This window comes from Cupriavidus sp. 10L45 (assembly GCF_056395225.1).
The window spans coordinates 351285-368946 of sequence record NZ_JBFTJC010000004.1 but is presented as its reverse complement, the minus strand read 5'-3'; the positions used below and the strand labels follow the sequence as shown (position 1 = coordinate 368946).

Here is a 17662-nt window from a genome sequence, read left to right as displayed (position 1 = left end):
AGGCGTTTGCGGCGTAGGGTACTGTAAGCGCCCGGCGCTGACAACGTGGGAGGGTGCCGGGCAGCCGCCCGCCAGCCCGCGCCGTTGCGCGGTTGCGCCGCATTTCTGTACCGCTTGATTTTTCCATGGTTTTCGTCACACTTGCCAAATAGCTTGAGCGGGACATATGTTCATCACAACTGATAGGGCAGGGATGGTGGCCAGGTCGGAGGTACAGGCGACTGGCGCCTTGCCGCCGGCGGATCTCGATCCGCTGACCGGCGTGGTCGCTCGCCAGGCATACTTGACGCGACTGGAGGCGCGCCTGCGCAGCGAGGCGCCGCCACGCTTTGCTTTGCTGCTGGTGGGCATCGACGACTTTCGCGCCTTCAACGACATGCACGGGCATGCCGAGGGCGACGCCATTCTCCAGGGCGTGGCCCGGCGGCTGGCCGACGCCTCCCCGCGCGACGCCATCATCGGCCGCGTGGGCAGCGACGAGTTCGGCGTGCTGCTGACCTCCATTTCGGACCCGACGCTGGTGCGCCACGTGAGCGCCGCCATCCTGTCGATGCTGTCCGCCCCCTATGAAATGAACGGCCGCCGGCACCATGTGCTGGCCAGTATCGGCGCCTGCGTGATGCCGGCCGGCGGCGAGAATTCGTCCGATGTCCTGGCGGCGGCCAGCCTGGCGCTGGCCCGGGCCAAGCACGACGGCGGCCGGACCATCCGCTTCTTCAAGCCGCAGATGCGCACCGACGTGACCACGCGGCTGTCGCTGGTGCAGGCGCTGCGCGAGGCCTATGCCCAGCGCCAGTTCGAGTTGCTCTATCAACCCCAGGTGGATCTGCGCGATGGCCGCGTGGTGGGCGCCGAGGCGCTGATGCGCTGGCGCCACCCGACGCTGGGCCTGCTGACGCCCGCCGCTTTCATCGACGCCCTGGCGGCCAGCAGCGTGGCCGGCGACGTGGGCATGTGGCTGCTGCATACCGCCTGCGCCCAGGCGCGGGCGTGGTCGCTGACCTTCGCCGAACCGCCGCGCGTGGCCATCAACCTGTTCGCCGCCCAGCTATCGGAAAGCCGGCTGCTGACCGAGGTGCGCCACGTGCTGCGCGCGCTGGAGCTGCCGGCGAAGCTGCTGGAGATCGAAATCACCGAGACCATCGCCCTGCAGCAGGGCGACGATGTCTCCGACCAGCTCCAGGCCCTGCGCCGGGACGGCGTGACGCTGACCTGCGACGATTTCGGCACCGGCTACGCCTCCCTGAGCTTCCTGAAGACGTTCCCCGTGGACCGGCTCAAGATCGACCAGTCCTTTATCCGCAACGTCACCCACGACGATGTGGACGCCGCCATCGTCCGCTCGGTCATCAATGTGGGCGAAAGCCTGCGCATCGGCGTGGTGGCGGAAGGCGTGGAGACCGCCGAGCAGCGCGATTTCCTGCTCGCCAACCGCTGCATCGAGGCCCAAGGCTACTTCTATGGCCGCCCGATGCCGCCTGACCGGCTGACCGACTTCCTGCGCAACCAGCCGCGCTGAGCGTTTATGCTGCGTCGCAGCAAACCGGTCGTCCTGTCAGCATCTGCAAGACTTGTTTCCGCGCATATCCACCCGACCTCAGGACGGCGCGGGGGAAATATGTGCTTACAAAGTCAGGTCCGCAAGTCGCGTTCCCTGCCGTTATCCGATATACGGTGACATTACGGCGACACCCGCCAAACGCGATGGGTGTCCGGAACAGAGATGATTTGCACGATGCAACCCCTTAATCGCCTGGCGATTGCCCTGGCTGCCGCGCTGGCGGCGCACGGCCTGATGGCGCAGGCCCAGGATTACGCACCGCCCGGCTACGCGCAGGGCGCCCCGGACGGCTCCGTCCTCGGCAACCCCGACGCACTGGCGCCGAACGGGCAATATGCCGATCCGTCATCCCGGATCGCCACCCTGACCGATGCAGCCGGCGGCATCAGCTTCGCGCCGGCCGGCTCGGACGAATGGGCGGCCATCGGCCTGAACCGGCCCGTGACCACCGGCGACCGGCTCTGGGTGGATCCGGGCGGCCGGGCCGAAGTCCATGCCGGCACCACCACGGTGCGGCTGGGCGGCGGCACGGCCGCCAGCATCCTCAACCTCGACGACGACACCACGCAGGTCAAGCTCACGCAAGGCTCGCTGCAACTGCGCGTGCGCGCCCTGCCGCAGGGCCAGCAGGTGGAAGTCGATACGCCCAACCTCGCCTTCGTGCCCAATGAACCGGGCGATTATCGGATCGACGTCTCGCCCGATGGCAGCACCACGCTGGTCAGCATGCGCCACGGCAGCGCAGTCGTGTATGGGGATTCGCGCTCGGTCGAGCTGTCGCGCGGCCAGCGCATGCGCTTTGCCGGCACCGACCTTGCCGATGCCGGCGCGGGCGCGTACCCGCCGCCAGACGGCTTCGACCAATGGACCGCCGCCCGTGACGCCCGCGAGGACCAGTCCGTCGCCGCGCGCTATGTGCCGCGCGAGATGACCGGCTACGCCGCGCTGGATGATTATGGCGACTGGCAGCAGGACGCCGGCTACGGCGCGGTGTGGTTCCCGCGCGCGGTGCCGAGCGGCTGGGCGCCGTACAGCACGGGGCACTGGGCCTGGGTGGCGCCATGGGGCTGGACCTGGATCGATGACGCGCCGTGGGGCTTCGCCCCGTCGCACTATGGCCGCTGGTCCCATTTCGGCAACCGCTGGGGCTGGGTGCCCGGCCCGGCCAGCGTGCGCCCGTACTACGCGCCGGCCGTGGTCGGCTTTATCGGCGGCAGCGCGGCCACTATCCGGATTGGCGGCGGCCCCGGGGTCGCCTGGTACCCGCTCGGGCCGCGCGATGTCTACCGGCCGGGCTATCGGGCCAGCCAGAACTATGTCTCGCGGATTAACTACGCCCCGATCCACCACTATGGGCGGGGCGGGGACGGCCGTGACCGGGACCGGGAGCGCTGGGTTAATCGCAACGTGCCGGGCGCCATCACGGGCATGCCGTCGCGCAATTTCGTCGAAGGCCGGCCTGTGCCGCGCGGGTCCCACCACGACGCGTGGCGGACCTTGCCGGTGGGCGAGGGCCGGGGCGCGCCGCCGATGGCGCCAGTCAAGCGTAGTTATATAGGCGAGGCGCCGACGCGTGCGCTGCCGCCGATGGCGCGGCAGGGGTTCGAGCGGCAGGCCATCGCCACGCACCTGCCGGGCCGCCCGGCGTTCGACGACCGGCGCCCGGGGCGCCCGCCGTCGCAACAGGCGGGGCAGGCCGATAGAGGTGATAGAGGTGATCGCGGTGACCGAGGGGGGCCGGGCGGCCAAGGTGGACAGGGCCGGCCGGACGTGCGCCTGACCGAGGCCGCGCTGGCAGCCCGCCATCGTGGCGGCGATCCGAGCCGTGACGGCGCGCCGCGCGGCTTCGTGAACCCGGTGCAGGGTGGCGCCCAGCGTCCCGACGACAATCCGCGCGACAACGGCAGGAACTGGAGCACACGCCCGGACCAGATGCGCGGCGTGCCGCCCGAGGCCCAACGCCAGCAACAGGCCGTGCAGCGCCAGCAGTTCGAGCAACAACGGCAGTTGGGCGAGCAGCAGCGGCAATCGGCCGATTTCCAGCAACGCCAGCAGCAGGCGCTACAGAATCAGCGCCAGGAGCAGCAGCGGCAATTGCAGGAGCAGCAGCGCCAGGGGCAGGATCTGCAGCGGCGCCAGCAGTACGACCAGCAGCGTATGGCGCAGGAGCAGCAGCGCCAGCTTCAGGACCAGCAGCGCGAAGCGACCCAGCGCCGTCAGTTCGACCAGCAGCGGGCGCAGCAGGAGCAGCAGCGCCAGCAGCAGGACCAGCAGCGCGAGGCGATGCAGCGCCACCAGTTCGACCAGCAACGGGCGCAGCAGGAGCAACAGCGCCAGCAGCAGGATCAGCAGCGGCAGCAGCGCCAGCAGTTCGAGCAGCAACGCGCGCAGCAGGAGCAGCAACGCCAGCAGATGGAACACCAGCGGGCCGCGCAGGAGCAACAGCGCCAGCAGATGGAGCACCAGCGCCAGGCTGCGCAACAGCAGCGGCAGGCGCAGGAGCAGCAGCGCGCGCAGCAGGACCAGCAGCGCCAGCAGATGGAGCAGCAGCGTCAGGCCCAGCAGCAGCGGCAGGCCCAGGACCAGCAGCAACGGGCGCAGCAGCAACAGCAACAGCAGCAGGAACGCCAGCGGCAGTTCCAGCAGCAACAGCAGCAGCAACAACAGCGCGGCCAGAATGAGCCGGGTGACCGGGGCGGCCACGGCAACCGCGGGGCGATGCAGGCGCGCAACGACGATCGGCGCTAACCCGCGCGACGCGCACCAAAGACAAAGGGCGTCCGGAGCCACCGGACGCCCTTCGCTTTCTCTCCACATTTCACGCCGGCTGTGCCGCCGGCTGGTACCGCCTTGCTACGCCTTCTCCCTCCGTAGAAGCCTGTTGCTGCGCCGCCTGGCTTACTTCGCCAGTTCCGACAGGCGCACCGGTGCGATCTTGCCGTTCTGGACCCAGCCGACCACGGTGTCCGCCACCGAGCCGCCCTTGGCGTCGATGCCCTCCACCTCGTTCGGGTTCACGTCCTTCGGCAGGGCCTTGACGGCCTCCGGAATCTTGGCGCGGATGGCCGCCGAGTCGGTGGTCGTGCCGGCCAGCTTCATCGCATTGGCCAGCGCCCACGTCATCGTGTAGTTCAGGGACATCTCCGTGGTGGCATCGCGGCCATCATGGAGCTTCTTGTACTTGGCGTTGTAGGCCTGCGCGGCCGGGCGCGTGTCGTTGACCAGCGGCATCACGCCGATCGAGCCCTCGAGCATGCCGAGCCCGTTGGTGACCTTGGCCATCTCGTCCATCTTGGCCTGGTCCATGACGATGAAGCCGCCCTTGAAGCCCAGCTCGCGCGCCTGCTTGACGACCAGCGCGGTCGGCTCCGAGGGGCCGCCCACGAACATCACGTCCGGCTTCTCGGCGATTGCGCGCGACACGCCGGTGTAGAAGTCGGTCGCCTTGGTGTACGACATCGGGTTGTTGCCCACGATCTTGCCGCCGGCGCCTTCCCAGGCCGGCACGAAGGCCTGCACCCATGCCTTGGCGTAGTCATGGTCGGCCGGCACCAGTGCCACGTTCTTGCCGTAGCGCTTCATCTGGGCCTTGATAAACGGCTCGATATAGCCGGTATAGGCCGGCGGGATGCGGATGGTCAGCTTGTTGCCGGCATCGGTGATGCGCGGCACGCTCGAGTAGGCCATGACCAGGAACTTCTCCTGCTCGTTGAAGGCCTGCAGCGCGAAGATGCCGCCCGAATGCGGCACGAAGACGGCCGGGGTCTTGTGCTGCTGCACCAGGCGGCGGGCGTTGATGGCGGCCTCGGCCGGCGCGTACTTGTCGTCCAGCGCCACCACTTCCAGCTTGACCTTCTTGCCGTTGACGGCCAGGCCCTGCGCGTTGATCTCGTCCACGGCCATCTGGATGCCAGACAGCACGTTCTTGCCATACAGCGCGGCGCCGCCGGAGAGCGGGCCAGTGTAGCCAATCTTGACCACTTCCTGCGCGAGCGCGGGCGTGGCGGCGAAGAGCGCGGCCACGGCGCATGCGGCCAGCGGGAAGAAACGACCCATCGTCTTGTGCTGCATTGCTGTCTCCTTTTTGGATTTGGTACTGCGCTTGTCTGGTGTTGTTCGATCTACCCGCCGATGTAAGCCTTCCGAATGCCTTCGTCCTTGAGCAGCGACTCCCGGTCGCCTTCCATCACGATCCGGCCGCTCTCGATCACGTACGCCCGATGCGCGATGCCGAGGGCGGCGTAGGCGTTCTGCTCGGCCAGCAGCACCGTGGTGCCGGCGCGGTTGATGCGCTGGATCACCTCGAACATCTGCTTGACCACCAGCGGCGCCAGCCCCAGCGACGGCTCGTCCAGCAGCAGCGCACGCGGGCGGCCCATCAGCGCGCGGCCCAGCGCCACCATCTGCTGTTGCCCGCCGGACAGCGAGCCCGCCGGATCGTCCTTCTTCTGKCGCAGGATCGGGAACATCTCGAAGACTTCCTCGAGCGTCTCCCGGATGCCCGCGCTGTCGCGGCGGTGCACGTAGGCGCCCAGCGTCAGGTTCTTCTGCACGCTCATCGCCGGAAACAGCTTGCGGCCTTCGGGGCAGTGCACCAGCCCGGCCTGCACGATCTGCGACGGCTTCATGCCGGACAGTTCCCGGCCATCGAAGCGCATGCTGCCGCCGCTGGTGCGATGGATGCCGCTCATCGCCAGGAAGATCGAGCTCTTGCCCGCGCCGTTGGCGCCGAGCAGCACCACCAGTTCGCCGGCCTTGGCGTGCAGCGAGACGTTGTCCAGCGCACGGAAGCTGCCGTACGACAGCGAGACGCGTTCAAGCTGCAACATGGTCGGCTCCCAGATAGGCTTCGATGACGCGCGGGTCCTGCTGGACCTGCGCCGGCGTGCCTTCGGCGATCTTCTCGCCGTAGTTGAGCACCATGATCTTGTCGGCCAGCCGCATGATCATGTCCATCTTGTGTTCGATCAGGCAGACGGTCTTGCCGTGCCGCACCATCTTGCGGATCAGTTCGGCCAGCCCCACCGTTTCCTCGGGGTTCACGCCGCCGGCCGGTTCATCGAGCAGCAGCAGTTCGGGGTCCGTGGCCAGCGCCAGCGCGAAGGCCACGCGCTTGCGGGCTTCCTGGGTGATGTCGGCGGCCACCTCATGGGCCAGATGCGTCAGGCCGACGAAGTCGAGCGCCGCCTCGGCCTTCTCGCGGCACAGCCGCTCTTCCTGGCGCAGGCGCCGGGAGTTGAACAGCACGTCGGCCAGCCCCGACGACGTGCGCAGCCGGTGGCCGACGATCAGGTTGTCGAGCACCGTCGCGCGGTCGAACAGGGCCGTGGCCTGGAACGTGCGCGCCACGCCGAGCCGGGCGATCTGGTCCGCGCGCAGGCCGGCCACGTCCTGCCCCTTGAACAGGATCTGGCCAGAACTCGGCGCGTGCGTGCCGGCAATCAGGTTGAAGAAGGTGGTCTTGCCGGCGCCATTCGGGCCGATGATCGCGTTGATATGGCCGGCTTCGAACGCCACGGACACGTCGTGCACCGCGGTCAGCCCGCCGAATTTCTTGGTGAGGTTGCGGATCTCAAGCATTCTCGGCTCCGGGGCGGGTGGTCGGGACGGGCGGCTGCACGTTGCCGGGGCGCGCGGCGGCATGCTGGCCACGGCGTGCGGCGGCGGCGCGGCGGGCCTGCTTCTTCAGGTACGAGCCGACGATGCCATCCGGGAAGAAGATGATCAGCAGGATCAGCACCGGGCCGAACACGAGCATGCGGTAGTCCTGCAGGAACTGGAGCGTCTGGGTGACCCAGGGCACCAGCACCGAGCCGAGCAGCGGTCCGAGCAGCGTGCCGGTACCGCCGACCAGCATCGCCATGACCATGTCGAACGTGACATCGGTACGGGCGATGTCCGGGCCCAGGAAGCGCACCTGCCCCGCGTAGAGTGCGCCGGCATAGCCGGCGAAGCCCACCGACAGCACGAACGACAGCACCTTGGTGCGCATCAGGTTGATGCCCAGCGCTTCGGCCAGCGCGTCGCTGTTGCGTACCGCCAGGAAGCTGCGGCCCAGCAGCGAGCTGACGATGCGATGCATGATGAACATGGCGATCACCAGGAAGGTCAGCACGAGGTAGTACTGCGCCGGCACGCTGTCGAAGGTGATCGGGCCGATGGCCGCCGGCACCGGAATGCCGATCAGGCCGACCGTGCCGTGCGTGAGGCCTTCCCACTTCTCGATCAGCAGGTAGATGATGTAGCCGACGCACATCGTGAAGATCGAGAAGTAATGGCCCTTGAGGCGCAGCGACACCACGCCCACCACGTAGCCGAACGCCATGCAGACCACGCCGGAGAGCGCGAAGGCGAGCCAGAACGGCAGTTGGTGGTCCACGGTCAGGATGCCCACCGTGTAGGCGCCAATCGCCATGAAACCGCCGTGCGCCAGGTTGAGCTGGCCCGTATAGCCGGTCAGCAGGTTCAGGCCGAGCGTGGCGATGCCGTAGATGAACGCCAGCGTCATCACGGTCAGGAAGTAGCTGTTGGGCACGACCAGCGGAAACGCGATGGCGGCCGCCAGCAGCAGGGCCCAGCCGGTCTTTCCTTGCAGTGCTTTCATGGATCGCTCCTTACGCCGTCTTGGCGGCGAACAGGCCCTGCGGGCGGATGGACAGGATGATCACCAGCAGCATGAACGCGATGATGTCCTTGTAGTCGGTGGAGATATAGAAGCCGCCGAAGCTCTCGGCCATGCCGATGATCAGGCCGCCGACGATCGCGCCCGGGATGCTGCCCATGCCGCCGAGGATGATGATCACGAACGCCTTGGTGATGACCAGGTTGCCCATGCTCGGGTAGACGAGGTTGATCGGCGCGTACAGCGTGGCGGCGATGGCGGCGAGCGCGCCCGAGATGGCGAAGACCAGCAGGGTGACGCGCGTGGCGTCGATGCCGACCAGCGCGGCGCCCTCGCGGTTCTGGGCCATCGCCATGATCGTGGAGCCGGTGACCGTGCGCGTCAGGAACAGGTGCAGCAGCACCATCAGGCCGAACGCGGCGACGATGATCAGCAGGCGCTGCATCGGCGCGGTGAGGCCGAGGAACTCCACCATCTGGCCGTACGGCGTGGGCATGCGGTGGAAGTCCGCGCCCCACAGCGCCTGCGCGCCGGCTTCCAGGAACAGCAGGATGCCGATGGCGGCAATCATGTCGTGGATCTCGGGCGCGTTGCGCAGCGGATGAAACACCAGGCGGTCCGCCAGCATCGACAGAACGGCCACCACGGCCGCGGCAGCCAGCATCGCCAGCCAGTAGTTCAGGCCCAGCGTGGTCATGGCGTAGTACGACACATAGGCACCGGCCATGTACAGCGCGCCATGCGCGAAGTTCGGCACGTGCAGGATGCCGTAGACCAGCGTGAGCCCCAGCGCCACCAGGCTATACACGCCGCCCAGCGTCAGGCCGTTGAGAAACTGTTGGAAAAACAATGCCACGGGATTACCTCGTACGGTTCGCGAAACAAGGTGCGCGCCGGCGCGGGACCGGGGCGCGTGGAGGTGCGTTGCCGTTGGGGCGGCAGCGCGGGCCGGATCGGCGTTGCGTCAGCCTGACCGGCGCGGATGCTGGCGGTTCAGCGCTGTCGCGGGGTGGCCGTCGATGTGGCGGACAAGCGCGGCCAGCCTGGCGCTGGTGCCGCGTGTCGGTTGTCTTGCATGTGTTGTCTCCTTGCGTTGCCGCGCCAGGTGGCGCGCCACTCTCCTGGAACCCGGCAGGGCCGAGGGTCCGGTGACGCCGTGTCGTTGCCGCGAATCCTGTCTCCCGCAGCGGGGCAGTGGAGGCGGTTCGCGTTCTAGCACGGTCGTTCGTTTTCAGCGAATTTGCATGGCGATTCGACCAGCGTCAAGCAATCGGGCGATGCATTCCGCTGTGCGAAATACGCATCCCGCGCCAGTGCTCGGGGTCTTGGTGTTATCCCTGATTCTTTGGGGGTAAACGGGGGGCGGCGTGCGCTGCCGTGGGCATGCGGATTGATGCCTGACGGGAAACACTGTGCGCGCCGAGTCGGTCTGGCGTGGGGTCCACGCGCCACCTACCATGGTCTCAGGCATCGACCACAGGAGAAACGTCATGACCCAACGTACGAACTACTTCCAGCAATCCCCGGAACTGACCAAGAAGCTCATCGAGTTCGGGGCCCTGTTCCAGAAGACCACGATCGAGGCACCGATCCACGAGCTCGTCGAGATTCGCGCGTCGCAGCTCAATGGCTGTGCGTTCTGTGTCGACATGCACATCAAGATGGCCAAGATCCACGGCGAGCGGGAACTGCGCCTGCACCACGTGGCGATCTGGCGCGAATCGACGCTCTTCTCGCCGCGCGAACGCGCCGCGCTGGCTTGGACCGAAGCGCTGACCCACCTTGCCGCCGACGGCGTGCCCGACGCTATCTACGAGCGCGTGCGCACCCAGTACAGCGAAAAGGAACTGTCGGATCTGACCTTCCTGGTCGGGGCCATCAATGCCTGGAACCGCCTGAACGTGGCGTTCCGCATGGTGCCCGGTTCCTCGGACAAGGCGTTCGGACTCGACAAGGCCAACCTGGAGTAATGCCATGAAGACAGTCGCATCCGTTGCTGCAACCCTGATGCTGTCGTGCCTGATGGTGGCCGGGCCGGCAGCCGCCGCGCCGCAGGCCAGCGTCAAGCAGTTGATGACGAAGCCGTTGCCCGAATATCCGGGCAAGGAAGGCGAGATGATCGTCGTGGACTATCCGCCGGGCGCCGTGGATCCCGTGCATCGCCATGATGCGCACGCCTTCGTCTATGTGCTGGAGGGCAGCATCATCATGGGCCTGAAGGGCGGCAAGGAGGTCACGCTCAAGGCGGGCGATACCTTCTACGAAGGCCAGAACGATATCCACACGGTCGGGCGCAACGCCAGCAATACCGAGCCGGCGAAGTTCGTGGTGTTCCTGATCAAGAAAAAGGGCGCGCCGATCCTGACGCCGGTGAAGTAACCGGACAGGGGCCTCCGCGCGTCCCCGTCAACGTCATCTGACTTGGCAACATTTGCCTGCCCCGGACCCATCCCCTAGGGGGCCGTGCGTTTGGGGCGGGTGTCGTGCACGGTGGAGGGCGGCGGGTACACGTCGTCGCTCGCGGCGATGGGCTCGCGCGGGGGCGGGGGCGTGGAGGAGGTGTCCCGGGGCGGCGTGTCGCAGCCGGCCACGCCAAGCCCGAGCAGGGTAATGAGAATGCATCCGGCCAACGCGCTGCCCAGGGCGCGGCCAGGACGGGGATCTCGGTGATAGGCCATGAATGGTCCCGGTGAATGTGCTGTCTTCCAGCATAGACCACCGGTGTTGCCTGCGGATGACTTGTGAATGCGAACCGATTCTGCCCGTCCCTGGGGCTGACATGCCGGTTCAGCGCGCCTTGGCCCAGCGATCGAACACGGCGCAGGCGAGCAGCAGGGCGCTGGTAACAAAGAACACCGCGCGCATGCCAAGGTGCACGCTGATCTGCGCGCCGATCAACGGCCCGATCACCTGCCCGGAGAACTGCGCGGATTGCAGGTAGCCGAGCATCTTGCCGGACTGGTGCTCCTTGACGGCCTGGCGTACGAGCTTGCCGATGGCGGGGAGCAGCCCGGCGAGCGCCATCCCCATTACGCCGCGCAGCGCGGCCAGCGTCCACCAGTTGGTCACGAACGCCTGGGGAATCAGGACAAGGGCGGTGGCCACAAGGCAACCGATGATGACATGCCAGGCACCGACGCGGTCGGCCAGCGCCCCTAGCCGCGAGGCCGTCAGTACGCTGCCAAATGCCGAGCAGGCCATGACGATGCCGGCCACCGTGGCCAGCCGGTCGTGCGGTACATCGAGTTGTCCGATATAGACGGTGATGATTGGCTCGATCGACATATTGGCCAGCAACACCATCGCCGCGGTCACCAGCAAGGCCGGCAACGCGAAGCGATGCGCGCTGCGGGTAGCACCGTCGGAGGGCACGGGTTGGCTGGCGGCCTTCGGCGGACGTGTGAAATCCTCGCGCACGCCAAAGATCGTCAGCAGCGCCGCCACGCCGATCATGGCGCCGCCGGCGAAGAACGTGCCGCGAATCCCGATCAGGTTCGGCAGCAGGCCCCCAATGAGCGGGCCGACCAGATTACCCGTCAGCGCACCGGTGGACAGCACGCCGAGCGCCCAGCCCGCCCGCTCGGGCGGCGCCTGCGTGCCGATCATCACGGTGGCCGCCGACGCATAGCCGCCGATCAACCCCGCAGCGAAGCGCAGCGCAACGAGTTCATAGACGTTGTGGGCCAGCCCGATCATCGACATCACGATGGCCATGCCCACCGCGGCGCGTACCAGCATCGGCTTGCGCCCGAAACGGTCGGCCAGCTTGCCCCACAGGGGCGCGGTCACGGCGGTCGCAAGGAACGTGATGCCGAACGCCACGCCTGACCACTGCACCACTTCGTCCTGCGACGTCACGCCGAGTTGCTCCACGTACAACGGCAAGAACGGCAGCAGCATGCTGAGGCTGACCAGCGTGGTGAAGGAGCCGAAGACGGCAACCGCCAGATTCCGTTGCCAGTAAGCGGCATTGCGGCCGACGTAGCTGTCAGTCGGGTGCCGGGTTGCGGGAGAGGGGAGGGAGGGGGCGGATTCAGTCATTGCGGCGGACGTCTGCGATCGGTGGGGGGCACGGGCCAATCTAGCTGCCCGGCGCCGAGCGAAGAAGACACATCGCGGATCAACAGTTTTGTGCGTTGGTAAAGAATGCGGCGCGCCGGCCCCCCCGATGGCCGGATATCGAACACCACTTGCGCGGCGCTCGTTGGTTTGGCCGTTGCGTCCCCCATAATGAGCCGCCGACTCGCGCGGCAATTCAAAGAAACAGAATCGGAGACAGCAATTGAGTATCAAGACACGCGCCACGGGCGCCGCACGCATGGCGGCCATCCTCATTGCGGGACTGGCCATCGGCCAGGGGGCGAGCGCAGCAGAATGGCCGACGAAGCCGATCAAGGTCATCGTTCCTTATACGCCGGGCGGGTCGACCGACACCGTGTCGCGCGTGGTGTTCGAGCGGGTCTCGCAGACCCTTGGCCAGCCCATCATCATCGAGAACAAGCCGGGCGCCAACAGCACGCTTGGCGTGGGTGTCGCGGCGCGTTCCGCGCCTGACGGCTATACGTTCGTGTCGGTGCTGGCCGCCTACAGCGCCAACATGTCGCTCTACTCGAAGCTGAGCTACAAGCCGTCTGACCTGGTGCCGGTGGCCGAGATGGCGGAACTGCCGCTGTTCCTGTTTGCCAGCAAGCGGCTGCCGGTAAAGACCGTCGGCGAACTCGTCGCCTATGGGCGCAAGAACCCGGACGCGCTGACCTTCGGCTCGAGCGGCGTTGGCAGCTCGGCGCACCTGACCGGCGAACGTCTGGCGATGGAGTCGAAGCTCAAGATGACGCACGTGCCCTACAACGGTAGCGCGCCGATCCTGCCGGCGCTGGTGTCTGGCGAGGTGTCGATCGCGTTCGATCCGCTGCTGGTGCCCATGCCCCACGTGAAGACCGGCAAGATCAACGTGCTGGCTGTGGCGTCGGCAAAGCGCTGGCCCGGAGAACCGCAGATCCCGACCATGGAGGAGTCCGGCTTCCCCGGGTTTGTCATGAATTCGTGGACCGGCCTGCTGGCGCCGGCCGGCACGCCGCAGCCGGTGGTGGACCGCATGGCGAAGGCCATCGCCGCCGCCACTACCAGTCCTGAAGTATCGAAGAAGCTGACCGAGCTCGGCTTCGTGCCGGTCAGCGATACGCCGGAGGCCTTCCGCAAGCTGATCGAGCGCGACACGGTGCGGTACGGCGAGATCGTCAAGGCGGGGAAGATCTCGCTGGACTGAGTGGCGTCGCTTTTGTGCACATAGCGGGCAATTGCGCATACGCGGGCGGGCGCGGTAGTAGAATCGCGCCATCCCCACTCAGCGCGCTCGCAGTGTTCCATGTCCGATGAAAAGAAGAGCTTGTCCGAGACCATCCGTACGGCGATCGAGCAAGACATTCTGAGCGGGAAGTTGCCCAGCGGCACGCAGCTGGAGGAACAGCAGTTGCTCGCGCGCTTCAAGGTGTCGCGCACCCCGGTGCGCGAGGCGCTGATCCAGCTCGAATCCGCCGGACTGGTCGATCTGGTGCCGCGTCAGGGCGCCATCGTGGCATCGATCACGCTGCGCGAATACGTGGCGATGAGCGAGATCCTGGTGCAGTTGGAGTCGCTGGCCGCCCGGCTGGCGGCACGCCGCATTTCGGCGCCGCAGCGCAAGGCGATCCAGACGGCACTGGAGGCATGCCGGGCGGCTGCCGAGCAGGCCGATGGCGGGGCGTACCGCAAGGCCAACGACACGTTCCATCACATCATCTACGAAGCCAGCTGTAACGACATCCTGTCGCGCCAGATCCTCACCATGCGCGCACGGATGCGCGGCATGCGCGATCTGCGCTTCGAAAAGCCTGCGCGCATCCGCGCCTCGCTGGCGGAGCACGAGGAAGTGCTGGAAGCGATCCTGCGCGGCAGCGAGGACGCCGCCGCGGCGGCCATGGTGCGCCACATCGCCACGGGCGGCGATGTCTATGCGGACATGATCGCCTCGATGCCCGGCGACGGTGCGGGGCGGGGGCGTGGCCGGCGCTAATCGGCGCCGGGGCTCTTCATCGTCGGATCTTCGTCAATCAAGCTTCACGCCGGCCTGCACGATACGCTCCAGCGCATTGCGCCCATCGGCGGAGGCCCACGCGCCGAACTCCGCCGGCGATTCCGATAGCGACACTTCGCTGCCATTGGCGGCCAGCTTGGCGCGGATTTGCGGGTCGGCCATGACCTTGCGCGTGGCCGCGAAGATCTTGTCCCGAATCTCCGGGGGCAAGCCCGCCGGGCCATAGAGGCCGAACCAGAACGTGAAGTTGAACCCCGGGAGCCCGGTTTCGGCCAGCGATGGCAGGCCGGGCGCCACTTCGGACGGCTTCGGCGTCGTCACCCCAATCATCTTCACGACACCTTGCGTGCCCATCGGCAACACCGAGGCGGCCGTCCCGAATGACATTTGCACTTCACCGGCTGCCACGGCCTGCAAGGCCGGCGCGCCGCCCTTGTACGGCACATGCGTCATGCGCACGCCCGTGGCTTTCTCGAACTGCAGCCCCGCCACGTGCGGCGAACCGCCAATGCCGGACGACGAGTAGTTGAAGCCGCCCGCATCGGCCTTCGCCTTGGCCACGAGCGCCTTGACGTCCGCGACACCCAGGTTCTTGTTGACGGCCAGGATCAACGGCGAGACGGTCAGGCGCGTGATGGGCGTGAAATCCTCCCCTTTGTAGCGCGCCTTGTAGAGCCGCTGGTCGATGCCATACAGCGTGGCCGTGGCCAACGCCAGCGTATAGCCGTCCGGCGGGGCGCTGGCCAATGCGGTGGAGGCCAGCGTGCTGCCCGCACCGGGCTTGTTATCGACGACGATGGTCTGTCCGAGTTGCTTGGACAAGGCTTCGCCGAAGATGCGCGCCACGTAGTCGGCCGCGCCGGCCGGCGTGTAGCCCACCAGCACGCGAATGGGGCGATTCGGGTAGTCGTCGGCCGCGAGCGCGGGCGAGGCGAACGTTGCCGCCAGCGCCGCCATCGCGAGTACGCGCCTGGCGCGCAAGTATCGAGGGTTCATCGCTTGTCTCCGCTTATTGTTTTGGCTTGTCGGGTGCGGCCGGTCACGCCGCGATATTGGCTTCACGCAATCGGCCGATGCGGGCATCGTCGTAGCCCAGGTCGCGCAGGATGGCGTCCGTATGGGCACCGGGGTCGGGCGCCGCGCTGAAGAATCGCTCGGGATGCGGCGCGGCGGAGAGGTTGATCGGCGAACGCAGCAGCGCCAGCGGTCCCAGTTCGGGGTGGTCGGCGGGGCGTGTCATGCGCAGGTGCTGGACCTGCGGATCCTCGAACGCCTGGCCGATATCGAAGACCGGGCCGCACGGCACGCCGACGGCGTTGAGCCTGTCCGTCAGCTCCGCAGCGGTGAACGCGGCTGTGCAATCGTTGATTGCCGCGTCGACCCGCTCGCGCTGTGCATTTCGCCCGGCGGCACTGTGCAGCGAGGTATCGGCCAACAGCGCATCCGCGCCGAGCGCCTGGCAGAAGTGGGTCCACATGCGGTCGGTGCTGGCGGCGATGTTGACGACGCCATCCTGGCATCGATACGTGCCCATCGGGGCCAGCGTGGGGTGCGCATTGCCTTGCTGCGTGGGCACCACGCCTTCCACCGTGTAGCGTGCGCCCTGGAAATCGAGCTTGTTCAGCATCGCCTCGATGAGCGAGGTGTGGACCCATTGGCCGCGTCCCGTGCGCTCGCGTTGCAGCAGCGCCAGCAGGATGCCTTGCCCCAGGAACATGCCGGCCGTGGTGTCCGAGATGGCGATACCCACGCGTAGCGGACCGTCCCCGGGCATGCCGGTCACCGAACTCAGTCCGCACATGCCCTGCACGATCTGGTCGAGCCCGGGGCGCTCGCAGTACGGGCCGTCCTGCCCGAATCCGGAAATGCTGGCCAGGATCACACGCGGGTTCAGCGCGCTCAGGCGTTCATAGGTCAGGCCCAGCCGCTCCTTCACCACGGAACGGAAGTTTTCCACCACCACGTCCGCGCGGCGCACCAGCGTGGCCAGGATCTCAGCCCCTTCGGGCGTCTTCAGGTCCAGGCAGAGGCTGCGCTTGTTGCGATGCAGATTCTGTTCGTCCGAGCCCCGGCGGCGCCCGGTGACCGAGCCGCGGTCGCGCGGCGGTGGCGGTTCGATGCGGATGACATCCGCCCCCCAGTCCGCCAGCAGCCGCACGGCAACCGGGCCGGCGCGGGCGATGGAAAGATCCAGGACGGTGTAGCCGGACAGCGGTGCGTCGTGAGTCATCGGTCCTCTTCGAGAATTCGTTATCGCCGGTAAAGTATACGAATAGGCAGCATAAATATACGTATACGGATTTACCATGATGCGACTTGACCCCACATGCGCTACGCTTCCCCCGGCCCACCTACGGCCAATAGGCCACTTTTTGCAGCGGAGCCGGGCATACCTCCCGCCGGCTTGGAGACCACAGACCGTATGCATACGAACGCAGTCCGTATAAGAAAGCATGGCGACGCCGACGTGCTCGAACTCGACGAAGTGCCGGTTGCTGCGCCCGCAGCCGCCGAAGTCCAGATCCGGCAATCGGCCATCGGCCTGAACTTCGCCGACATCTACCAGCGCAACGGCGCCCATGGCCCGCACACGCCGACGCCGTTTCCCATCACGTTGGGATCGGTCGGCGCGGGCATCGTCACGGCGGTCGGGCGGGAGGTGTCGGGCGTTGTGGTCGGGCAGCGCGTGGCGGCCATGTATCCGGGCGCGTATCAGGTCACGCGCAACGTGCCGGCCGATCGCGTCGTGCCGCTGCCGAACACGATTTCCGAGGAGGTGGCCGGCGCCACCCTGTTGCGGGGACTGACGGCCGAGTACCTGTTGCGGCGGCTGTATGTGGTGCAGCCCGGCGATGGGGTGCTGGTGCACGCGGCGGCCGGCGGAATGGGCGTGCTGCTGTCGCAATGGGCGCGCTCGCTCGGCGCGACAGTGATCGGCACCGTGGGCAGCGAAGCCAAGCGCCGCGTGGCGCTGGACCACGGCTGCCATCACGTGATCTGCTATCGCGGCACGGATTTTGTCGCGGAAGTCATGGCGCTGACACAGGGCAAGGGTGTCGCCGTCGTCTACGACGCGGTCGGCAAGGACGTCTTCGTGCCATCGCTGCAATGCCTGAAGCCATGCGGGATGGCCATCAACTACGGCACCGCGTCCGGCGACGTGGAAGCATTCGACCTGCAGCTGCTGCATGCGAAGTCGCTGATCGTGTCGCGGCCGACGCTGCGTACGTTCATCGCCGATGCGGCGTCGCTACGTCGCGCGGCGCTGGCGCTTTTCTCGGCGGTGGAAGCAGGGCACCTGCGATTGGAGGTGGGGCAGCGCTTTGCCTTGTCCGACGTCCGGGAGGCCCATCGCAGCCTCGAAGGCCGCGCCACGACAGGCGCCACCGTGCTGATTCCCTGACCG

The 17662-nt window shown here is 67.3% G+C and carries 16 protein-coding genes; 7 read left to right on the top strand and 9 right to left on the bottom strand.

All coding sequences use genetic code 11. The annotated features are described in order from the left end of the window. Positions 1–193 precede the first annotated feature (193 nt). Positions 194–1519, top strand: a complete 1326-nt coding sequence (locus tag AC1DFU_RS09745) for a putative bifunctional diguanylate cyclase/phosphodiesterase (RefSeq protein WP_092294498.1) — start codon at positions 194–196, stop codon at positions 1517–1519. 216 nt (positions 1520–1735) lie between these two features. Then, on the top strand, positions 1736–4309 hold the full coding sequence (locus tag AC1DFU_RS09740) for a DUF6600 domain-containing protein (RefSeq protein ID WP_441592843.1): 2574 nt from the start codon (positions 1736–1738) through the stop codon (positions 4307–4309). Positions 4310–4459: 150 nt separating this feature from the next. Here the strand turns inward: AC1DFU_RS09740 and AC1DFU_RS09735 are convergent, their stop codons facing one another. From AC1DFU_RS09735 to AC1DFU_RS09715, 5 genes are read right to left on the bottom strand one after another with little or no spacing between them, the layout of a single operon-like run. Next, a complete protein-coding gene (locus AC1DFU_RS09735; protein ID WP_092294500.1) occupies positions 4460–5632 on the bottom strand; it encodes an ABC transporter substrate-binding protein in 1173 nt (390 codons plus the stop codon). Positions 5633–5682: 50 nt separating this feature from the next. Beyond that, positions 5683–6390 carry an ABC transporter ATP-binding protein gene (locus AC1DFU_RS09730; RefSeq protein ID WP_092294502.1) on the bottom strand — a complete coding sequence of 236 codons (708 nt, stop codon included), beginning with the start codon at positions 6388–6390 and terminating at the stop codon, positions 5683–5685. Beyond that, the gene (locus AC1DFU_RS09725; protein WP_092294504.1) at positions 6377–7141 is read right to left on the bottom strand and encodes an ABC transporter ATP-binding protein; all 765 of its coding nucleotides are present in this window, start codon (positions 7139–7141) and stop codon (positions 6377–6379) included. The genes AC1DFU_RS09730 and AC1DFU_RS09725 overlap by 14 nt, the downstream gene beginning before the upstream one ends. Beyond that, entirely contained in the window at positions 7134–8165 is a 1032-nt protein-coding gene (locus AC1DFU_RS09720) for a branched-chain amino acid ABC transporter permease (protein WP_441592842.1), read from the bottom strand. The genes AC1DFU_RS09725 and AC1DFU_RS09720 overlap by 8 nt, the downstream gene beginning before the upstream one ends. A gap of 10 nt (positions 8166–8175) precedes the next feature. Then, a complete protein-coding gene (locus AC1DFU_RS09715; protein WP_092294508.1) occupies positions 8176–9039 on the bottom strand; it encodes a branched-chain amino acid ABC transporter permease in 864 nt (287 codons plus the stop codon). A 634-nt stretch (positions 9040–9673) separates the two neighbouring features. Here AC1DFU_RS09715 and AC1DFU_RS09710 point away from each other — a divergent pair. Continuing rightward, complete coding sequence (locus tag AC1DFU_RS09710) at positions 9674–10153, top strand: carboxymuconolactone decarboxylase family protein (protein ID WP_092294510.1); 480 nt, start codon at positions 9674–9676, stop codon at positions 10151–10153. Between the two features lie 4 nt (positions 10154–10157). After that, complete coding sequence (locus tag AC1DFU_RS09705; protein WP_092294512.1) at positions 10158–10562, top strand: cupin domain-containing protein; 405 nt, start codon at positions 10158–10160, stop codon at positions 10560–10562. Positions 10563–10636: 74 nt separating this feature from the next. Here the strand turns inward: AC1DFU_RS09705 and AC1DFU_RS09700 are convergent, their stop codons facing one another. Both AC1DFU_RS09700 and AC1DFU_RS09695 read right to left on the bottom strand, forming a co-directional pair. Beyond that, entirely contained in the window at positions 10637–10861 is a 225-nt protein-coding gene (locus AC1DFU_RS09700) for a hypothetical protein (RefSeq protein ID WP_441592841.1), read from the bottom strand. 109 nt (positions 10862–10970) lie between these two features. Next, complete coding sequence (locus AC1DFU_RS09695) at positions 10971–12224, bottom strand: MFS transporter (RefSeq protein ID WP_092294514.1); 1254 nt, start codon at positions 12222–12224, stop codon at positions 10971–10973. A 277-nt stretch (positions 12225–12501) separates the two neighbouring features. Between AC1DFU_RS09695 and AC1DFU_RS09690 the strand changes: the two genes are divergently transcribed. Beyond that, positions 12502–13449 (top strand): Bug family tripartite tricarboxylate transporter substrate binding protein, encoded by a 948-nt coding sequence (locus AC1DFU_RS09690; protein ID WP_441592850.1) that lies wholly within the window; start codon positions 12502–12504, stop codon positions 13447–13449. A 99-nt stretch (positions 13450–13548) separates the two neighbouring features. Beyond that, positions 13549–14235, top strand: a complete 687-nt coding sequence (locus AC1DFU_RS09685; protein ID WP_092294518.1) for a GntR family transcriptional regulator — start codon at positions 13549–13551, stop codon at positions 14233–14235. 33 nt (positions 14236–14268) lie between these two features. Here the strand turns inward: AC1DFU_RS09685 and AC1DFU_RS09680 are convergent, their stop codons facing one another. After that, on the bottom strand, positions 14269–15252 hold the full coding sequence (locus AC1DFU_RS09680; RefSeq protein ID WP_369823418.1) for a Bug family tripartite tricarboxylate transporter substrate binding protein: 984 nt from the start codon (positions 15250–15252) through the stop codon (positions 14269–14271). A gap of 43 nt (positions 15253–15295) precedes the next feature. Continuing rightward, positions 15296–16486 carry a CaiB/BaiF CoA transferase family protein gene (locus AC1DFU_RS09675; RefSeq protein WP_092294522.1) on the bottom strand — a complete coding sequence of 397 codons (1191 nt, stop codon included), beginning with the start codon at positions 16484–16486 and terminating at the stop codon, positions 15296–15298. Positions 16487–16678: 192 nt separating this feature from the next. On the opposite strand from AC1DFU_RS09675, the gene AC1DFU_RS09670 reads away from it, so the two are divergent. Further along, complete coding sequence (locus AC1DFU_RS09670; RefSeq protein ID WP_441592840.1) at positions 16679–17659, top strand: quinone oxidoreductase family protein; 981 nt, start codon at positions 16679–16681, stop codon at positions 17657–17659. The last annotated feature ends 3 nt before the right edge of the window (positions 17660–17662 follow it).